Source organism: Novosphingobium sp. PP1Y, from assembly GCF_000253255.1.
Lineage (GTDB): Bacteria > Pseudomonadota > Alphaproteobacteria > Sphingomonadales > Sphingomonadaceae > Novosphingobium.
The window spans coordinates 1,604,009-1,620,527 of sequence record NC_015580.1 but is presented as its reverse complement, the minus strand read 5'-3'; the positions used below and the strand labels follow the sequence as shown (position 1 = coordinate 1,620,527).

The 16,519-nt window shown below is 63.8% G+C and carries 19 protein-coding genes and 1 pseudogene; 16 read left to right on the top strand and 4 right to left on the bottom strand.

Annotation, left to right across the window (positions count from 1 at the left end):
• Positions 1-131 precede the first annotated feature (131 nt).
• The 4 genes and pseudogenes from PP1Y_RS25585 to PP1Y_RS13715 form a co-directional block, all read right to left on the bottom strand.
• Positions 132-990, bottom strand: a pseudogene (locus tag PP1Y_RS25585) (transposase); the annotation flags it as partial.
• A gap of 58 nt (positions 991-1,048) precedes the next feature.
• Positions 1,049-1,543, bottom strand: coding sequence for a hypothetical protein (locus PP1Y_RS13725; RefSeq protein WP_013832782.1), 495 nt, complete (start codon positions 1,541-1,543; stop codon positions 1,049-1,051).
• A 37-nt stretch (positions 1,544-1,580) separates the two neighbouring features.
• Positions 1,581-1,844: an AlpA family transcriptional regulator gene (locus PP1Y_RS13720; protein ID WP_041558854.1), complete on the bottom strand. Its 264-nt coding sequence runs from the start codon at positions 1,842-1,844 to the stop codon at positions 1,581-1,583.
• A 49-nt stretch (positions 1,845-1,893) separates the two neighbouring features.
• Positions 1,894-2,355 carry a transcriptional regulator gene (locus PP1Y_RS13715; RefSeq protein ID WP_013832781.1) on the bottom strand — a complete coding sequence of 154 codons (462 nt, stop codon included), beginning with the start codon at positions 2,353-2,355 and terminating at the stop codon, positions 1,894-1,896.
• Positions 2,356-2,772: 417 nt separating this feature from the next.
• Here PP1Y_RS13715 and PP1Y_RS13710 point away from each other — a divergent pair, with 417 nt between their 5' ends.
• Genes PP1Y_RS13710 through PP1Y_RS13635 form a run of 16 tightly spaced genes read left to right on the top strand, consistent with a single transcriptional unit; the run spans position 2,773 to position 16,519 of the window.
• Complete coding sequence (locus tag PP1Y_RS13710) at positions 2,773-3,048, top strand: hypothetical protein (RefSeq protein WP_086000030.1); 276 nt, start codon at positions 2,773-2,775, stop codon at positions 3,046-3,048.
• A gap of 26 nt (positions 3,049-3,074) precedes the next feature.
• Entirely contained in the window at positions 3,075-3,362 is a 288-nt protein-coding gene (gene traL, locus PP1Y_RS13705) for a type IV conjugative transfer system protein TraL (RefSeq protein WP_013832779.1), read from the top strand.
• Between the two features lie 12 nt (positions 3,363-3,374).
• Positions 3,375-3,947, top strand: coding sequence for a type IV conjugative transfer system protein TraE (locus PP1Y_RS13700; protein ID WP_013832778.1), 573 nt, complete (start codon positions 3,375-3,377; stop codon positions 3,945-3,947).
• A complete protein-coding gene (locus PP1Y_RS13695; RefSeq protein ID WP_013832777.1) occupies positions 3,947-4,705 on the top strand; it encodes a type-F conjugative transfer system secretin TraK in 759 nt (252 codons plus the stop codon). Before PP1Y_RS13700 ends, PP1Y_RS13695 begins: the two co-directional genes overlap by 1 nt.
• Positions 4,698-6,032 (top strand): TrbI/VirB10 family protein, encoded by a 1,335-nt coding sequence (locus PP1Y_RS13690; RefSeq protein ID WP_013832776.1) that lies wholly within the window; start codon positions 4,698-4,700, stop codon positions 6,030-6,032. Before PP1Y_RS13695 ends, PP1Y_RS13690 begins: the two co-directional genes overlap by 8 nt.
• Entirely contained in the window at positions 6,029-6,919 is an 891-nt protein-coding gene (locus PP1Y_RS13685; protein ID WP_013832775.1) for a DsbC family protein, read from the top strand. Before PP1Y_RS13690 ends, PP1Y_RS13685 begins: the two co-directional genes overlap by 4 nt.
• Positions 6,920-6,924: 5 nt before the next feature.
• Positions 6,925-7,668 (top strand): conjugal transfer protein TraV, encoded by a 744-nt coding sequence (locus PP1Y_RS13680; protein WP_013832774.1) that lies wholly within the window; start codon positions 6,925-6,927, stop codon positions 7,666-7,668.
• The gene (gene traC / locus PP1Y_RS13675; protein WP_013832773.1) at positions 7,668-10,214 is read left to right on the top strand and encodes a type IV secretion system protein TraC; all 2,547 of its coding nucleotides are present in this window, start codon (positions 7,668-7,670) and stop codon (positions 10,212-10,214) included. The genes PP1Y_RS13680 and traC overlap by 1 nt, the downstream gene beginning before the upstream one ends.
• Positions 10,215-10,246: 32 nt before the next feature.
• Positions 10,247-10,642: a hypothetical protein gene (locus tag PP1Y_RS13670; RefSeq protein ID WP_013832772.1), complete on the top strand. Its 396-nt coding sequence runs from the start codon at positions 10,247-10,249 to the stop codon at positions 10,640-10,642.
• 8 nt (positions 10,643-10,650) lie between these two features.
• A complete protein-coding gene (locus PP1Y_RS13665; RefSeq protein WP_232512681.1) occupies positions 10,651-11,046 on the top strand; it encodes a type-F conjugative transfer system protein TrbI in 396 nt (131 codons plus the stop codon).
• Entirely contained in the window at positions 11,033-11,557 is a 525-nt protein-coding gene (locus tag PP1Y_RS13660; RefSeq protein ID WP_013832770.1) for a S26 family signal peptidase, read from the top strand. Before PP1Y_RS13665 ends, PP1Y_RS13660 begins: the two co-directional genes overlap by 14 nt.
• Before the next feature lie 41 nt (positions 11,558-11,598).
• Positions 11,599-12,198, top strand: coding sequence for a type-F conjugative transfer system protein TraW (traW, locus tag PP1Y_RS13655; RefSeq protein WP_013832769.1), 600 nt, complete (start codon positions 11,599-11,601; stop codon positions 12,196-12,198).
• Positions 12,195-13,223, top strand: coding sequence for a conjugal transfer pilus assembly protein TraU (traU, locus tag PP1Y_RS13650; protein WP_013832768.1), 1,029 nt, complete (start codon positions 12,195-12,197; stop codon positions 13,221-13,223). The genes traW and traU overlap by 4 nt, the downstream gene beginning before the upstream one ends.
• Complete coding sequence (gene trbC / locus PP1Y_RS13645) at positions 13,220-13,984, top strand: type-F conjugative transfer system pilin assembly protein TrbC (RefSeq protein WP_013832767.1); 765 nt, start codon at positions 13,220-13,222, stop codon at positions 13,982-13,984. Before traU ends, trbC begins: the two co-directional genes overlap by 4 nt.
• Positions 13,981-15,702 carry a conjugal transfer protein TraN gene (locus PP1Y_RS13640; protein ID WP_013832766.1) on the top strand — a complete coding sequence of 574 codons (1,722 nt, stop codon included), beginning with the start codon at positions 13,981-13,983 and terminating at the stop codon, positions 15,700-15,702. Before trbC ends, PP1Y_RS13640 begins: the two co-directional genes overlap by 4 nt.
• A complete protein-coding gene (locus tag PP1Y_RS13635; RefSeq protein WP_013832765.1) occupies positions 15,683-16,519 on the top strand; it encodes a conjugal transfer protein TraF in 837 nt (278 codons plus the stop codon). The genes PP1Y_RS13640 and PP1Y_RS13635 overlap by 20 nt, the downstream gene beginning before the upstream one ends.

The window sequence follows — 16,519 nt, the reverse complement described above, 5'->3', positions numbered from 1 at the left end:
TTTGCTATGGCCGAGAGCGCATTCCTTGACGATGGAAGCCATCTGGATCAAAAAGACATTTGCGCCGGTCATGATCGGCGCAACGAGACCTGCTGGCCTTGTCCCACAGCTGCTTCCCGACCTAGGACGTAGCTGACGATCACCCCCGGCTTGCCGCACTGTGCGATCAGCTCCGTCAACTGGCGCACGACACGGCCGCCTGAGATCGATATGTCCGACACCGCCGCAAGGCACTCCCGGGTCACGTCATCGACCAAGTTGAGTTCGGAACCGCCTTCCTGGCGCCATCCGATCGTGCACGGATCGGAGCGAAGCGGAGAGGGGCGGGCAGCGTCCAACTCAAGGCTCCAGCGCTGGTTCGGCAGGGCCAGCACCGGAGCAGGTGCCCGTGTTCCAACAGCACGCTTGCGGCTCCGGCGTCGCCTGACCGCCAGTCCCTCCTCACGATAGAGGCGCTGGGTCTTCTTGCGGTTGATCATAACGCCCTCCCGGCGCAGCAGGATGTGCAGACGGCGATATTCGAACCGGCGACGCTGGTTGGCCAGATCGCGCAGCTTCGCGCAGATCGGCATTATCGTCCCGAGTGGAACGATAACGCACGCTTTTGCGAGCGGCATCGATGATACGGCACGCCCGCCGCTCGCTCATCACCTGACAATCCTGGAGATGAGCGAGCGGCGGGCGTCAAAACTTCTTTGCCAGGAGATCGTTGGCTGCGCCGCCGTTCGGGTCAGCGCAGCGTTGTCCAGCATCGCATCAGCCAGCACCCCTTGAGCCGGCCGTTCTCGTCCTCGAGCGAACGCAGCCGCTTCGCCTCGGACACCTTCAGCCCGCCGTACTTCGCCTTCCAGCTGTAGATCGTCCCTTCCGACACACCGTGCCGGCGGGCGAGCTCGGCGGTCTTCGCTCCCGCCACGCTTCCTTCAGCACGCCAATGATCTGCTCCTTCGGAACCGTAGGCGTGAAAGCACAAAACCTCGTTCGCTTCATCTCGTCCTTCCTTCTCTCAGGTGCGGACTCTAATCCAGCGTGGAGGAAAATCAGGGGGTTAGGTCAGGGTCAGGTCATGTTCGCGCAAGGCGTGATTGAAAGCTAAGCGACCCCGCTCGAGTTCCTGCTCCCAGTCCTCGTAACCTGATACACCCCTCTGATGCTGCCAGAAAGGATGGTAGACATAGAGATTGTCGAGAAGGAGGCGGATATCCTGAGTGAACCGCTCCCGAACCGCGTCGTAGACACGGTGGCGCCCATCGAACTTTACGAGCGTCGAGAAAAACGATTGGAACAGCCCACGCTCGCCTTCTGGCGCTGAGCTGCTGGCCGAGGCCTCTACGTCACCGGCATAGGCAGCGTTGAACCCGATCCAGAGCAGGATGAAGCGAACGTCCTGTTCTTCCTGTTCTGCTTCGGCCCGACGAAGCCACGATAGTGAGCGATGAGCCCGAAGGGTTGGTGGCGTTGAAAAGCCGTCGCGAAGCGCACGCTGCTTCTCTTTCAAGGCTTCAGGATGGAGAGGATTGCCTGCCGGGTATCGATAAACCATGCGCGCAACTTAGCGCGATGATTTCTTTCGGGATAGTTTACAGAACGTCTCGATGCGGCTTGTCCGCAATTGATCTGATCCACGCGTCGATTTCCTCCTCAACCCACACAGTGCACTTGGGCCCGAGCGAGCGGGATTTGGGAAAGCGCCCTTCGCTCATCCGCTGATAGATTGACGAACGACGCAGGCCGACCCGGTCGATGACTTCGGGCAGCCGCAAGAGCCGGGCTGGCGGGGGGCCTAGTGGCGAAGCCTGGTCAGCGCTTGCGCCGTCCTCGGTAGGCTGGGGCTGTGCATTCATGATCGTTCCTGTCGGGTCAATTCCTCGGTCCTCTCCGAGGTGAATTGGATCAGCGCGGCAGCGCCATCGAAATGTCGCGGTTGGCAAAATCATCAATGTGCTTGGCAAGCATGCGGGCGACGAGCTGCGAAGTGCCGTTCGCCCACCGGGGTCGCAAATCTTCGACGCGTCGCCCAAGCGTGCGTTCGAGCTGGCCTGGCAAGGCCGTAAAGAAGTCCTCAAGAAACTCTCCCATTTCGCTGCGCATCCATTCGCAGGCGAGATCCTCCTGACCAGCCAAGGCGAGGATCATGCTCGCGCGGGGAAAGGCGCCACAGACATCGAGAACGCGCGCGGCTTCATCAAGGCCGATCGGCCGATCGCCGCGCATCACACGGAGCAGGGTCTCGCGGTGGATCCCGACTTCTCGAGCGATCTGGTGCTTGGGCTTGTCAGACGACTCGATTGCATGGGCAAGAATGTGCGCGAGGCTGGCGTTGGCTTCGCCTCGGAATGGCGCGAGCTGGTGCATCGACAAAAACTCCAACGATGAGGAACTGAGTCGTAGCCATATCGCGCGCGATCGATGTAGGAAAATGAAAAGAACATATAAGGAACATCTCGTTTCTAGGCGAATCATCCCCTAGACCCGAGTCGCCGACAATCACCGCCGCCCCTGTCGGGATTCGTCGACGGTGATTACCAGATAAGCCGCTGTTTCTGCGTATTATCGCCGACGCCGGCCAATTGATGCGTCCATATCCGTCCGCCACTTCAGCCCCAGCCTCAATCCGACTTTCCTACATCGATTTCCTAGATGCATGTGGAACACACAGCGAACGAAAGAACGCTGGGTTCACCCCTCCAGATGGAGCTCCATATGCAGTCTTTCACCCTCTCCCGGCGTTCCGGCGCCATTGATCACAACCCCTCGAAGTTCGGGCGGGCCATGACCATTGCAGTACCGCTTGCGGTCGCAGCACTGGCCGCCAGCGCTGCCTACGCTGGCGCCGACACGACCTTCACCCCTGCCCTCACGAAATTCACGGATTTCCTCGAAGGCTCGGGCGGCAAGATCATCACCGTCCTCAGCCTTGCAGGCGGCCTCATCGGTCTCGCCTCGGGCCGGTTCTCGCTCGGACAGGTCGCTGTTCCGGTCGGCGTCGGCATCGGCGTTGGCACGGGTGTTCCGATCGTCACCTCGGTCGTCACCGCGGTCATCTGACGCATCGGACGGGAAGGCGCGTCGCCATGGCAGACCCATATATCATCCCGCGTCGGCTCGATGATCCGGAGCTCATCGGCTTCTGGACCATCGACGAGTTCGCCGGGATGCTCATCCCCTTCACCTGGGGGATCCTCAGCCAGCATATCTTTATCGGCATTATCGTTGCCTTCGGCGCCTGGTTCGCGCTGCGAAAGGCTAAAGCAGGACGCGCCAGCTCCTGGGTAGCCCATGCCGCCTATTGGTATCTGCCGGCCGGATTGCTGGGCCTGACATCGACGCCGCCTTCCCACTGCCGCCTGCTCGCCGGTTGAGGGGAGATATCCATGTTTGCCGACATTTCACACGAGCGTCAGCAATCGTTGCTGCGTCAGCGCAACCTCTTTGCGCTGACCAGCGCCGGACTTGGCATTGCGCTCGTCGTAGCGATCAGCCTTGCTGCCACCCGCGACCGCGAAGTCGTCCTCCTTCCAACGCTCCCCAAGCAGCTCACTGTCAGCAGCGCGGGGGTCGAGGCCGACTATCTCGAACTCGTGACCCGCGATGCCGCGCTCGTTCTCCTCAATCGCAGCCCCGAGGGCCTCGACTACTGGATGGACGAGATCCTGAAGCTCGCCGATCCGGCAAGCTACGGGCGCCTCAAGGCCGATCTCGTCCGGATTGTCGAAGAGCAACGGGGTTCGGATGTCACCCAGGCCTTCGTCATCCGGTCGATGACCGTCGACCCCAAGGGGCTGACTTCCGATGTGACGGGCACGCTCAAGACCTTTGTCGGCGCCCAGGTCATCGCGAGCGACGAGCGCCGTTTCCGCTTCAACTGGACCTACCGGGGCCTGCGTCTCGCGCTGTCCGGCTTCAGCCAGTTGCCCCCCAAAGACCCAACGAAGGAGGCCCAGTGATGGCTTACCGACGCAAGACGCGCGCGTGGAGCCTGGCTCTTTGCGCCAGTACCATCCTCGCATTTTCAGGAAGCGGCGCTCAGGCCGCCGATCAGTTCAAACAGGCTGCAGATGGAGCAAGCATCGAATGCGCCGTGTCGGCCCGCGAGCTGACGCGCTTCGCGCTCGTCGACGACCAGTTTGCCAGCGTCTCGAAGATCTCGACCGGCACGCCCTACAACGACTTTGCGGTCACCAACGAACCGTTGCGCGGCGACATCTACGTGTCGGTGCCCGAGACCTATGCGGCGCGGTCGATCAGCTTCTTCGCCACGACCAAGAAGGGCTTCGTCTACAAAGTTTCCTGCCAGGTCGAGCCTGTCCCGGCAGTGCAGGTCTTCATCACCAACCCGGCGATCGCGACCAACAAGGCATCTGACTGGGAAAGCGAAACGCCGCTGGAGACGAGCGCAGTGCGGCTCATCCAGGCTATGGCCAATGACCAGACGGTCGATGGCTTCGAAGTCAGGCAATCCTCCGCCCTTCCGGCACGGGTTGGCGATCTCGAAATCCAGCTCATCGCCGATTACCGCGGCAGCGCGCTTGCCGGAAAGGTCATCCGCCTGGCGAACCGTGGCCGCAAGCCGCTGACGCTTGCCGAAGCTGATCTCGCGTCCTCCCAGACACTCGCAATCTCGATCGCCCAGCCCACTCTCAAATCGGGAGAGAGCACGGTCGCCTTCATCGTCGGTTCAAACGGAGGGTTGGGCCATGACTGATGCTCCCTCGATCTCAACCCCGGTACAGGCCGATCCGGCATCGCCGTCGCCAGTAACCAGCCTCAACGCGAAGACCGCACGGCGGCAGAAGCTTCTGCTTGGCTCCTTGGGCGCACTCGCGCTTGTCGGCGGCAGCTGGTTCATCCTGGGCGGCGACGACAACGCGAAGAGCGATGATCCCACCGCCGCGCAGACCATCGACACGGCAGGACTCATCAATCGCGACCTTTCGCAGCGTGAATTCGTCGCGACCTACGGCAACCGTCTCGATGCCGTGACCCGCGAGCAGAAGGCCATGAAGGACGCGAGCCTCCCGCGCGAGGAAATCGAAACCCAGCTGGCTGCACTCAAGGCTGAGAACCAGGCCATGCGGGTCGACGGCCAGGCCGCGATCGATGCGATCTCCGCTGAGAATGCGGATCTCAAGTCGCGCCTCGCTAGCCAGGCCGCTCCGGCAGCCACAAGCGTACCGCCACCGGCCTATGGCCCACAGGCGGGTGGCTACGATGCGCGCGGTAGACCGCTTCAGTCTGCCCCTGCGGGTGCCGCGCTGGGAGCGAGCGAAACCGGCCTGCCCGGTCCCGGTGAAGTCAAACTCATGAGCTTCACTTCTGACAAGGCAGGAGCCAGCGGCCTCAGGGCAGCACGCCCGGAAGCGCCGCCGGTGGTGGTCGAGGATTCGCCGGACTATCTCCCGCCCAATTCCTATGCTCCTGCCAAGGTCATCGTCGGCGTCGATGCGTCGGCGGGGGTCGCGAGCCAGACCGATCCACTTCCCGTGGTGCTGCGCATTACCGGTCCGGCGCGATCGGTCATGCAGAACGGCAAGGTTCTGACCACGCGGCTTCAGGGCTGCATCGTAAATGGCGCAGCGCGCGGCGATCTCTCGTCCGAGAAGGTTTACGTGAAGCTGGCGCGGATGACTTGCGACCAGCCCGGTGGGCGCGTCGCGGTGAGCGAGGTCAAAGGCTTCATCAGCTTTGCTGGAAAATCGGGCGTGCGTGGCCGTGTCGTCAGCCGCGAGGGCAGCCTTGTCAGCCAGGCTCTGCTTGCCGGGATTGTCGGCGGGTTCGGGCGCGGCTTTTCGGCGAACGCCAACAGCGTCTTCTCCGGCGTCACGACCAATGCCGATGGCACCCGCTCGAAGCTCTCTGCCGGCGACATCCTCGGCGGTGGGCTCGGCCAGGGCGCTGCCGATGCCGCCGATACGGTCAGCAAATATCTGATCGAGCGCGCCGAACAATACCAACCCGTCGTCGAGATGCCGACCGGCATCGATGTCGAGATCGTCTTCCTCGACGGCGTCTACGTGAGGAACTCCCAATGACCCCCGCCACAAATGATCCAACCCCCACCAAGCCGCGGCGCTGGCTGCGACCGGTGGCGACCCTTGCTGCCGTCGTCGCCCTGTCAGCCGCAACGGGTTGGGGCGTGGCCAGCCTCGCCTCCCCGGCCCAGGCTCCCGACAAGGCAAAGGTGCGCGCCGCGCTCAAGCTGCGCCTCCCGAAGACGCCGATCGACGCCATCACCTGCGATGGCCTTGGCGGCCTGTGCGAAGTCGCCTCGAAATCGACGCTGTTCTACGTCGATCGCGCGGCCAAATATCTGGTGATCGGGCGCATCTACGACATGGAGGCGCGGCAAGACCTGACGGCAGCCCGTCTCCTCGCACTCAACCCAGACTTGCTGGCTGCTGGTGCTGCACGGCGGAGCAATGCCAACGAAGAAAGCCAGCCCGCCCCGCGCGCCACCCCGCAGAAGGTATCGCTCGCCGGCCTGCCCGCGAACGGCGCGATCACCTGGGGACCGGTGAACGGCCCCAAGGTCGTCGTCTTCTCAGATTTCCACTGCGGCTACTGCAAGAAGCTCGAAGCCGAACTGAAGGCGATCGGCGCGCGCGTCGAGGAGCGGCCCATTTCGATCTTCGGGGCCGACAGCCGCCGCGATGCCGAACGGGTGCTGTGCTCGCCGCGCCCCGAGGTCTCCCTGCATATGGCCTATTCGGGTCTCGCCCTCGCCAACCCGAAGCCGTGCGACACGAGCGGGCTCGATGCCAACGAGGCCTTTGCCAAGGCCCATGGCTTCAACGGAACGCCGGTGATCGTACGCCCGTCGGACGGCGCGATCCTTGAAGGGTATCGCCCGGCTTCCGTGCTCCGCGAATTCCTCAAGCCCGCGAAAGCGGTTGCCCCAGTTCCGGCCAAGAAAGGATAATCGTCATGGGATTTTCCCACCGTATTCTCGCCTCTGCCTGCCTTGCCGTGCTGACCAGCGGCTGCGCCACCTTCGGCACCAATATCGAAGGCGATTTCACCTGCCGTGCCCCCAAAGGCGACTGCGCACCCAGCCAGGTAATCGATGCGCGCGCGACCAAGGATCTGTCCGCGAGCGGACCGGTCCAGGACGGCCTGCGTCCGCCTGTTTCCGTCGCTTCCGGCGATCAGGGCCGCACCTCCGAGCGTACGCTCAGGATCGTCTTTCCGGCCCATATCGATGAGACCGGGACTCTGCACGACGATGCGGTCGCCTGGGCGGTAGTCGAAAATCCGCGCTGGGCCGCAGAACTGCGCCGCAAGGCAGGCGAGGATACCGCCCCGCCGCTGATGCGGCAGCTCAGGCGCCAGCTGAAGGCCGCACAGGCCAAGAGCGATCTCCTGAAGGAAACCGCCACCATTCCCGCGGCCGAACAGCCCGAAGCCGAAACGTTCGATCTCGGACAGCCCTTTCAGCCTTCGTCCTCGATCGAGGACATCCCCTCTGCCTCGCCGCTGGTCCTCCCCTCCACGGCGCGCGAGGCGGTTGCCGGTGCGAACGCACCGGCGGTCGAGGGGTTCGACATGGCGCAGCCCCCGCATGATCGAACCCCTCGGCCCTCTGCCGACAAGGCCCCGCTGATCTACCCGACCATCGAGGCGATCGAGGCCGCCAAGAACGCCGCCAAGGCACAGAAGGAGCCTAAGTGATGGCCGAGAAACTCAAGACGATAGTCGACAGGCTCCTTACCGGGCTTCTGGGCGATGCCGAGCACGCCGAGCATGACCGGCCTGCCCTGATGCTCGACCTGCTGTCGGACTGGCTCCCGTACCGGGTCTATGATCCGGCGAGCCGGCTCTATTTCAACGCGCGCTCGAAAGGCTTTGTGCTTTCGGTAACCCCTCTGATCGGGGCCGACGAACGAACCGGCGAGATCCTCGGATCGTTCTTCTCCGAGGGGCTTCCGGCAGGCGCCTGCCTCCAGGTCCTGCATCTCGCCTCTCCGCGCATCAGCCGGATCGTCGCACCCTGGTTTGCGCCGCGCTACGTCCAGGGCGGCGTCTACGAGGCGATTGCCCGTCACCGCGCGCGTCGGCTCTATGGCCTTGTCTGGGAATCGGGCTCGCAGGACGCACCGTTCCACGCCCGGCACCATCAAGTCATCGTTTCGGTCGGCGTGCCTGCGTCCAAGGCGGTCAGCAACGAGGATCTCAAGCAGACCCGCGACGGCCTTATTGCCATGCTGAAATCGCTCAACCTGGGCGTCGCCGAAGTCGAGCCGCAGCAACTGATCGCGATCATCGACGACCTGACCTCGCCGACCACCGCGCCGCAAGACGATGTAGTACCCTACAATCCTAACGACGCGATCGCGGCCCAGGCGATCCGGCACGATATCGAGCTCGTCATCCACGAAGACCGGATGCGGCTCGTGACCGAGCGGTTTCGTGCGACGGGCAAGATCGAGGACGGCGTTCCCGAGATCGGCACGGTCTATCCCGACGCGTTCGACGTTCGGCATTTTTCCTCGCGCAACATGCCCCAGCGCTGGGCGCCGTGGGAATGCGCGCGGCTCATTGGCGACATGTTCACCGACAAGCTGCGCTTCCCCTGCCCGGCGGCGACGATGCTGTGCCTCGTCTATCCCGACCAGGAAGCCGCTTCGGCCAAGGCCGGCTTCAAATTCATGCGTACGACGAGCCTTGCTGGAACGCGCAGCGCGCGTTTTCTGCCCCGCATCGGTGAGCAGGCGGCAGAGTGGCAGCATGTGCAATCCGAGCTGCAGGAAGGCCGCCGTTTGGTGCGGGTCTTCTATGGTCTGACGACCTACTCCCCGCTCGGCCGCGGGGACCGCGACGAACGCGCGATCAAGTCGATCTACAAGGCGGCGGGCTGGGATCTTGCCGATGAGCGATACCTGCAGATCCAGGGGCTGCTCGCGGCCATGCCGATGACGCTGGCCGATGGGCTTGGTGCGGACATGGAGCGCCTCAAGCGCTTCAAGACCGTGCTCTCGACGACAGCGGCCAATATCGCTCCCATGCAGGGCGAGTATCTCGGCAGCGTCCATCCGCACCTGCTGTTCGTGGGCCGACGCGGCCAGCCCTTCTTCTGGTCGCCGTTCGAGAACGATGCTGGCAACCACAATGTCGCGATCTGCGGCAAGTCCGGCTCGGGCAAGTCTGTGCTGCTGCAGGAAATGTGCGCGGCGCTTCGCGGGGCTGGCGCGCAGGTCGTGGTCATCGACGACGGACGCAGCTTCGAGCATTCGGTGAAGCTGCAAGGCGGCCGGTTCGTCGAGTTCACGATGAAGGCGGGCTTCTGCCTCAATCCGTTCTCGATGATCGATGGCGAGCGCGCGGCCGAAGACGAGGATTACCGGCTCGACTGCTTCGGCATGGTCAAGGCGATCGTCGGCCAGATGGCGCGACACAGCGCAAAGCTTAACGACACCGAGCGCGGCCTGATCGATCGGGCGGTCAACACGGTCTGGAGCGAACGGGGCGTCGATGCCTCGATCACCGGCGTCGGCGAAGCACTGGCCGGTCTCGGCAATGAAGCCGCGAGCGATCTCGCCACCGCGCTTGCGCCATACATGGCCGGCGGCACCTATGGCGCCTTCTTCGAAGGCCAGGCGAGCCTCGATCTCGACACCGATTTCACCGTCTTCGAGATGTCGGACCTTGCCACCCGCGAGGAACTGCGCAGCGTCGTTCTCTCGGCGATCATGTTCATGACCAGCCAGGCCATGACCCGCAGCCCGCGCTCGATGAGGAAGCTGCTCTTGATCGACGAGGCGTGGTCGATGCTCAAGGGCGGCTCGATGGGCGAGTTCGTCGAAACCTATGCCCGCACTTGCCGTAAATATGGCGGGGCGCTGGCGACCGCGACGCAGTCACTCAACGACTATTACAAGTCCGATGGGGCGACCGCTGCGCTGGAAAACAGCGACTGGATGCTGATCCTCCAGCAAAAGCCCGAGACGATCGCCGATTTCAAGGCGTCGAAGCGCCTCGACATGGACGACCGCACCGAGACGCTGATCCGCAGCCTGAAGCGTTCGGGCAGCGACTATTCGGAAGTCTTCATCAAGGGCCCGGAGACCGAAGCCATCGGCCGGCTCGTCCTCGACGACTATTCGGCAACGCTGTTTTCAAGCTCGCCCCAGACCTTTGCCGCGATCGATGCCGAAGTTGCGCGCGGCCACCAGCTTGCCGACGCGATCGAACGGATCGCCTTTGCCAATCGCACCTGACTTCTCCCTCCATCCAAGGACATCCAAAACCGATGCCACTCCATCTCGTCACGCCGATCGACCGGGCCCAGGATGCCCGTGCCGACAGCGACAGCCTCGATCTGCCGGTCAAGGGCTGGCGCTCCCATGCCGCCGACCTTTGCTACATCGTGCTTCGCGGCAGCACCTTCCTCGCCTCGAGCTACCTCATTGCGCTCGGGCTGCCGCTGCTCTTCTTCCTTCTGATTTCCGGCGGAGATGCCGGGGTCTTCTTCGCCCATCTCGCCAATATTTCGGACCGTTTTCTCGGCGCCGAGCAAGGCCGCCAGATCGGCTTCCTTGACGAGTTCAAGTTCGTCCTCATCGGTGTCGCAACGCTCGTCGTGGTCTGGCGCCTGCCGCGCTTCATCAACGATCTCGAGCGCGAGCTTTCGGGAGAAAAGCTGTGAAGAACATATTGGCAACACATTCCCTGCGCGGCCGCATGGGTGCGGTGAACTGGACCGCCGTCGCGCTCGGTTTGAGCATGGTCGGCTCGGCGCTCTGGGGCGTCTGGGCCACCGACAAGCTGCTCGCGCTCGACAAGCGCGAAGTGGTGACCGTGCAGCTGAGCCGCATCATGGGCGACTTCATCGAAGCCGAAGCGCGCGCAGGCCGACCGCCCGAAGAAACCAAGATGCGCGTCCAGGCCTACCTCCAGGCTGTCGAAGCCTCGGTCGAACATCTGGGCCGCGAGGGTCGCACAGTGCTTGTCGCCGAAGCGGTGGTGGCAGGCAGCACGCCTGATCTCACCGAAGCCGTGCGCGCCGATGTCGCGCGCCGCGTTGGGGCCATTCCCGATGCGCGCCGCTGATCTTGTCCTCCACTCGCCAACTGGACGGCGCCTCGCGCTGTGGGCAGGGCTTGGCGCTGCCGCGCTCGCGCTCACGTCGCTCGCCGCCTTCTCGAAGGACCACGCGCTGATGATCAACGCCAGTCCGAGCCTGCCTTACTGGGCGATCTGGCTCGATCGCGGCGCGCTGCCCAAGCGCGGCGAGATCATCCTGTTCGATCCTCCCGCCTCGCCGCTGCTCGAAAGGCACTTCGGCAAGAAGCCCAAGCCGTTCGGCAAGAAGGTGAGCGGCATGCCAGGCGATATCGTGACCGAAAAGGATCGCAGCTTCTTCGTCAATGGCCGCAAGGTTGCGGTAGCCAAGCAAGCAAGCCGTTTCGGCGAGCCGCTGGCGCTCGGTCCGACTGGCGTGGTGCCTCAAGGCTGCTATTTTGTCACCACCGCACACAAGGACGGCTTCGACAGCCGCTATGCGGCGATCGGGTGGATCTGCGCCAGGCGCATTCTCGGGGTCGGGAGGCCGATCCTGTGACACCGCTGCGCGCCGCCCCATTCCTCGTAGCCGGTCTTCTGATGGCCGCGCCGGCGAGCGCCCGCGACTACGGCCAGCAAGGCACGGTCTGGTCCGTGATCGAGCCTGACCTGCTCGAGCAAATTCATGCGCGCCTCACCCATCTCGAGAAGTCCGGCGAGACGGCCAAGCTCAACGAAGAGCTGAAGCGGCGCACGATCGCGCGCGTCAACCGCCCTGAGCCGGTCGCCGGGATCAATGCCGCGGCGGCGGCGCGTAGCTGGCGATTTGATCCGACGATCAGCGTCGAGCGCGACATTGCCGACGACAAGGGCCGAGTGATCGTGGCGGCCGGAACACGAGTCAATCCGCTCGACACCGTACCGCTGCGTGTGCCGCTGGTGTTCCTCGACGGCGATGATCCCGAGCAGCTTGCCTGGGCAACCTGGCGCTATGCCAGCACCAAGGCCAAACTCATCCTCGTGCGCGGCGCGCCGCTCGAACTGATGAAGGCCCGCCAGCGCCGCTTCTATTTCGACCAGGGCGGCAGCCTCGTGAAGCATTTCGGCATCCGCGCCGTGCCCGCAACCGTCGAGCAGCAGGGCCGCGTGCTCATCATCACCGAGCAGCCGGTTCGATCCAAGGAGCGCGCGTCGTCATGAGCAGAAAAAATCGTCTTCTCTCATGGATATGCTGCGCGATCCTTGCCTGCAGTCTCAGCCTTGCCGTGGCTTCGCCAGCGCAGGCATCTGCCGGTCCGGGCCGCTGCACAGGCAAGTTCGTCAATCCGATCACCGACATCTGCTGGTCGTGCCTGTTTCCGATCTCGGTTGGCGGTCTGAAGATCTGGCCATCGAGCCGTCCCGATACGAGCAACCCGACGCTTCCCGTTTGCCTCTGCGGTTTGCGGCCGGGCATCGCCATGGGCTTCTGGGAGCCGGTACGGCTTGCCGACGTCAGCATGAAGCCTTGGTGCTTCGTCAATCTCGGCGGAATGAAGCTCGATCCCGGCTTCGACATCGGGTTCAAGTCGATGGCGGGCCCTTCGGCCGTGGGCGGCGCAACGCAGTATAACTCGCAGTGGCATGTCCACTGGTATGCCTATCCGCTGATCTACTGGATGGAGATCGTTGCCGATTTCCTGTGCCTCGAACAGGGCTCGGTCGACATTCTCTACATCACCGAGATCGATCCGCTCTGGCAGGACAGCGAGCTCACCGCGATCATCAATCCCGAAGCGGTTCTCTTCGCCAATCCGCTCGCGCTTGCGGCCTGTGCGGCTGACTGCGTTGCTGCGACGGCCAAGCTCCCGACCGACGAGCTCTTCTGGTGTGCGGGATGCCAGGGCAGCATGTATCCCTTGAATGGCAATGTCTCGGCGACGATTGGGCACGTCCAGGCATCGCGGCTCGCCCTCGCCCGCTTCTCCTATAAGCTCCACCGCGAACTCGTCGCCTGGGGCACGATGGGCAGCAAGGGGCTCTGCGGCAAGTATCTGATGCCGGTGATGAGGAAGCAGCAATACCGCTTCCAGGCCACCAATCCCAATCCGCAGACCAAGGGCCGCTACGCCTGCGCGCCCATTGGCGCATCCACAACCTTCATGTCGGCAGGCCAGGTCTATCCCGCCATCGGCGAGGACATGGGCTATCTGGTCTGGCGCAAACGGAACTGCTGCGCGTTATGAAAATACTCCCTCATCTCCTTGTAATCGCGTCGATCACTGGCGCCGCCGCCATGGCGGGAGCCGCAGCGCAGACGAGCGAGCCCGAGCTCGATCTCGAAGCGATACGCGCCCGCGCCAAGGTCGAGGCGAGCGAAGCCGATGCGCTTGCCGCCAGTGCCCGCGCGCGCGCCGAAGCGGTCCTTAGCCAAGCCAATGCCAGCGCCGCCGAAGCCCAGGCGCACGGCAAGCGCTACACCGAGCAGGCGGCAAGAACCGCGCGGCCAGAAAGTGAGGACGTCTTCGACTTCGACAAGATGGTGGCCGACGCGGGCACCATGGCCAGCGAGGGCTTGGGTGAAGCACCCCGCTTTATCGCCTTCGCTTCGCTCTCGATGCCGCCGGCGGCCTTGCGCGCCATGGCGGACGACGTCGCCCGTGCAGGCGGTGTGGTCGTGCTCCGCGGGCTGCCAGGGGGCAGCGCCAAGACCCTGACCGCAGCGCTCGCGAAAGTCGCAGGGGACGGCGGCAAGCTTGACGCGGTCGGCATCGATCCGCGCCTGTTTCGCGCCTTCGGAATCGAGACGGTCCCCACCTATGTGGTGACCAGCAGCGATTTCGATCTCTGCGATGGCTTCGATTGCCGGACCCAGGTTCCGCCCCACGACCGGATGAGCGGCAATGTGAGCGTGTCTTATGCGCTCGAAACCTTCGCGCAAGGCGGCGGTCCCGGCGCCCTTCTCGCATCCCAGCATCTTGCCCGCCTGCAACGGAGTGACCCATGAAGCGGCTTCTCCTCCCCCTTTTCTGCCTCGCCTGTGCATGTCTGCCGACAAGCGTCTCGGCCCAAACCACAATCGATGCCGCCAAGGCGGACGGCAAGGCGTTCGGTCGCGACCAGGCGGCCGCAGCGCAGAGCGCGGCGACAACCGACCCGGATGCAAACCGCATTCCCAATTTCGGGGGTGTGCCGAACCAGTCGGATTATTTCGAAGATCCCGACCGGATGGCGCGTGAAGCCGCGAGCCAGGCATCGGCGAACACCGGCTACCGGACCATGCGCGATTCCATGGATCGCCGTGCGCAGTTCGCGCCCCAGGACCTCGACGCGGTTGTCGCGCGCAGCAATGTCATCAACGACGATCCGCTCTCCTACACCAGCGGCATGAGCATCAGCGGGAGCCAGGGCCGCTGCGTCCCCCTGCCTCCGGGGACCGGCACCGCAGCGCGCTACATGGCGACCTGCAACGTCGGCTACACCGCGACCCAGGAGACCAAATCCTGCCCGGTGACGCTGAATGCCACGATCGTGCAGCGGCAGGTCTATGGCTACTACTGCGTCGGCGGGAGCGGCGTCGATCCGGCATCGATCTACAATTGCAATCGCTACCCGGCGCCGCAGTGCACGGTCACGCAGTCTTATCCGATCAATCTGTGCGATCCCTATCTCGGTATCTACTGGGGCTGTAACTCGGGCGACCTGCGCGTCGATCTCGTAAGCTGCACTGCACCGGTCGATGGCGCGACGCCCTACACCGTAACCGGCGAGAACGTCGTCACGACGAGCCGAGATGAAAGCCAATGCGCGGGTCTTGCTGCGGACAATTCATGTCAGCAGGACACCGAGACCTGCACCGACAGCGATCCTGTCACCAGGATCGTCGATGGCATCGCGGTCACCCAGCCCTGCTGGGCATGGTCGCGCAGCTATACCTGCGCCCAATTTACGCAAGCTCAGGACTGCCAGACGCTGGAAAGCACGCCCGGCTGCTCGCTGGTGCGCGAAGACTGCCTTTCGGGTGAGCCCTGCCGAACCTGGGAGCGGGTCTACGACTGCCCTGTCCCGGACCAGCCTGCTGATACCAGCCAGTTCATCTGCGACGGCGACGTCTATTGCATCGATGGCTCGTGCGAGACGATCGAGCGCGAGGCCAATGACGAGTTCAAGGACGCGGTTGTCGCGCTCAACGCGATGGACCAGGCACGGCGCGAGTTCGATCCCGACACGCTCACCCTGTTCAAGGGTACGCGCAACACCTGCTCGTCCAAGGTCTTCGGCGTGCTCAATTGCTGCAAGGGCAAGGGTTTCCCGCTCATTCCGGGTATCCAGCTGCTTGTCGCTCTCGGCTGCAGCCGCGAGGAAATGCTGCTTCACCAGCGCGATGCGCAGGGCCTGTGCGCCTATGTCGGGACCTATTGCTCTGACAGTTTCCTGGGCGTCTGCCTGACCAAGAAGAAGGTCTATTGCTGCTTTGAATCCAAGCTTTCGCGGATCCTGCAGGAACAGGGCCGCCAGCAGCTGAACAAGCCCTGGGGCAAGCCCAAGACCGAGCAGTGCCTTGGCTTCACCATCGACGAGTTCTCGCGGCTCGATCTCTCGAAGATGGATTTCAGCGAGGTCTACGCCGAATTCACCGACGCCGCACGCCTGCCCGACGAGCTCCAGGCCGCCACCGAAATCCAGCAGAAAATCGAGGACTATTATGCCCGCGCCAGCCAATAAGTCCGCCCGGCGGCTGCTTGCCGCCTGCCTCTCGCTCACCGCCGTTGCGCTCGCGCTCAGTGCTCCGGCACACGGCCAGGAACCGCCGCTGGTCACGACCAGCGACAGCCAGGACAGCTTCTACTGCGAGGAGCGACGCCTTGGGTACTGGTTCTATTGCACCAGGCCCAAGCCGCCCGAAGGGCAGGAGGAGACATCCGAGCCTGCTCCGAGTGCGACGAGCCAGCTCGATGCCATCACGGCAAATCTGCGCGAACTGAAAGCCAAGGCGATCCTCGAGCCGACGCCGGCCAATGTGACGGCCTATATCCGCTTCCAGCGCGCCCAGCTCGACCGGGCATCGCTGTTCAGCGATGTCTGGCAGCGGGCGATCTGGCAGGATCCTGATCTCGACTACACGCTCCAACGGCCAGTCTCGACGCTCGGCAAGCGCCAGTGGCAGGACTCGCGCAATGCCGAGCGCAATGCGGTCATGGCGCAGCTGTCCGAACGCTACGGGCTGTTCTACTTCTTCGCCCAGAGCTGCGGCGCCTGCGAAGTCATGTCGCCGATCGTCCAGAGCGTCGCTTCGACCTGGCACATCACGGTGCGCGCGATTTCGACCGACGGCGGCCCCTCACGCCATTTCCCGAACTACACGGTCGAGACCAACCAGCGCAGCCGCATGGGGCTTGAGCCCAAGATCACGCCGGCGGTGGTGCTCTGGGATGCCGCCAAGGGCCAGCCCATCCCGATCGGCTACGGCGTGATGAGCGCCGACGAGCTTCAGGATCGCATTTATCTCCTCACATCGAAGGAAGCCGGACGTGACTACTAG

Excerpts from the sequence above, each read along its gene's own strand:
- trbC (WP_013832767.1), top strand. The coding sequence starts at position 13,220 with ATGAAAATACTCCCTCATCTCCTTGTAATCGCGTCGATCACTGGCGCC.
- PP1Y_RS13685 (WP_013832775.1), top strand. The coding sequence starts at position 6,029 with ATGACCCCCGCCACAAATGATCCAACCCCCACCAAGCCGCGGCGCTGG.
- PP1Y_RS13710 (WP_086000030.1), top strand. The coding sequence starts at position 2,773 with ATGACCATTGCAGTACCGCTTGCGGTCGCAGCACTGGCCGCCAGCGCT.
- traL (WP_013832779.1), top strand. The coding sequence starts at position 3,075 with ATGGCAGACCCATATATCATCCCGCGTCGGCTCGATGATCCGGAGCTC.
- PP1Y_RS13635 (WP_013832765.1), top strand. The coding sequence starts at position 15,683 with ATGCCCGCGCCAGCCAATAAGTCCGCCCGGCGGCTGCTTGCCGCCTGC.
- traC (WP_013832773.1), top strand. The coding sequence starts at position 7,668 with ATGGCCGAGAAACTCAAGACGATAGTCGACAGGCTCCTTACCGGGCTT.
- PP1Y_RS13715 (WP_013832781.1), bottom strand. The coding sequence starts at position 2,355 with ATGCACCAGCTCGCGCCATTCCGAGGCGAAGCCAACGCCAGCCTCGCG.
- PP1Y_RS13725 (WP_013832782.1), bottom strand. The coding sequence starts at position 1,543 with ATGGTTTATCGATACCCGGCAGGCAATCCTCTCCATCCTGAAGCCTTG.
- PP1Y_RS13640 (WP_013832766.1), top strand. The coding sequence starts at position 13,981 with ATGAAGCGGCTTCTCCTCCCCCTTTTCTGCCTCGCCTGTGCATGTCTG.
- traU (WP_013832768.1), top strand. The coding sequence starts at position 12,195 with ATGAGCAGAAAAAATCGTCTTCTCTCATGGATATGCTGCGCGATCCTT.
- PP1Y_RS13670 (WP_013832772.1), top strand. The coding sequence starts at position 10,247 with ATGCCACTCCATCTCGTCACGCCGATCGACCGGGCCCAGGATGCCCGT.
- PP1Y_RS13680 (WP_013832774.1), top strand. The coding sequence starts at position 6,925 with ATGGGATTTTCCCACCGTATTCTCGCCTCTGCCTGCCTTGCCGTGCTG.
- PP1Y_RS13720 (WP_041558854.1), bottom strand. The coding sequence starts at position 1,844 with ATGAATGCACAGCCCCAGCCTACCGAGGACGGCGCAAGCGCTGACCAG.
- PP1Y_RS13660 (WP_013832770.1), top strand. The coding sequence starts at position 11,033 with ATGCGCGCCGCTGATCTTGTCCTCCACTCGCCAACTGGACGGCGCCTC.
- PP1Y_RS13690 (WP_013832776.1), top strand. The coding sequence starts at position 4,698 with ATGACTGATGCTCCCTCGATCTCAACCCCGGTACAGGCCGATCCGGCA.
- traW (WP_013832769.1), top strand. The coding sequence starts at position 11,599 with ATGGCCGCGCCGGCGAGCGCCCGCGACTACGGCCAGCAAGGCACGGTC.
- PP1Y_RS13695 (WP_013832777.1), top strand. The coding sequence starts at position 3,947 with ATGGCTTACCGACGCAAGACGCGCGCGTGGAGCCTGGCTCTTTGCGCC.
- PP1Y_RS13700 (WP_013832778.1), top strand. The coding sequence starts at position 3,375 with ATGTTTGCCGACATTTCACACGAGCGTCAGCAATCGTTGCTGCGTCAG.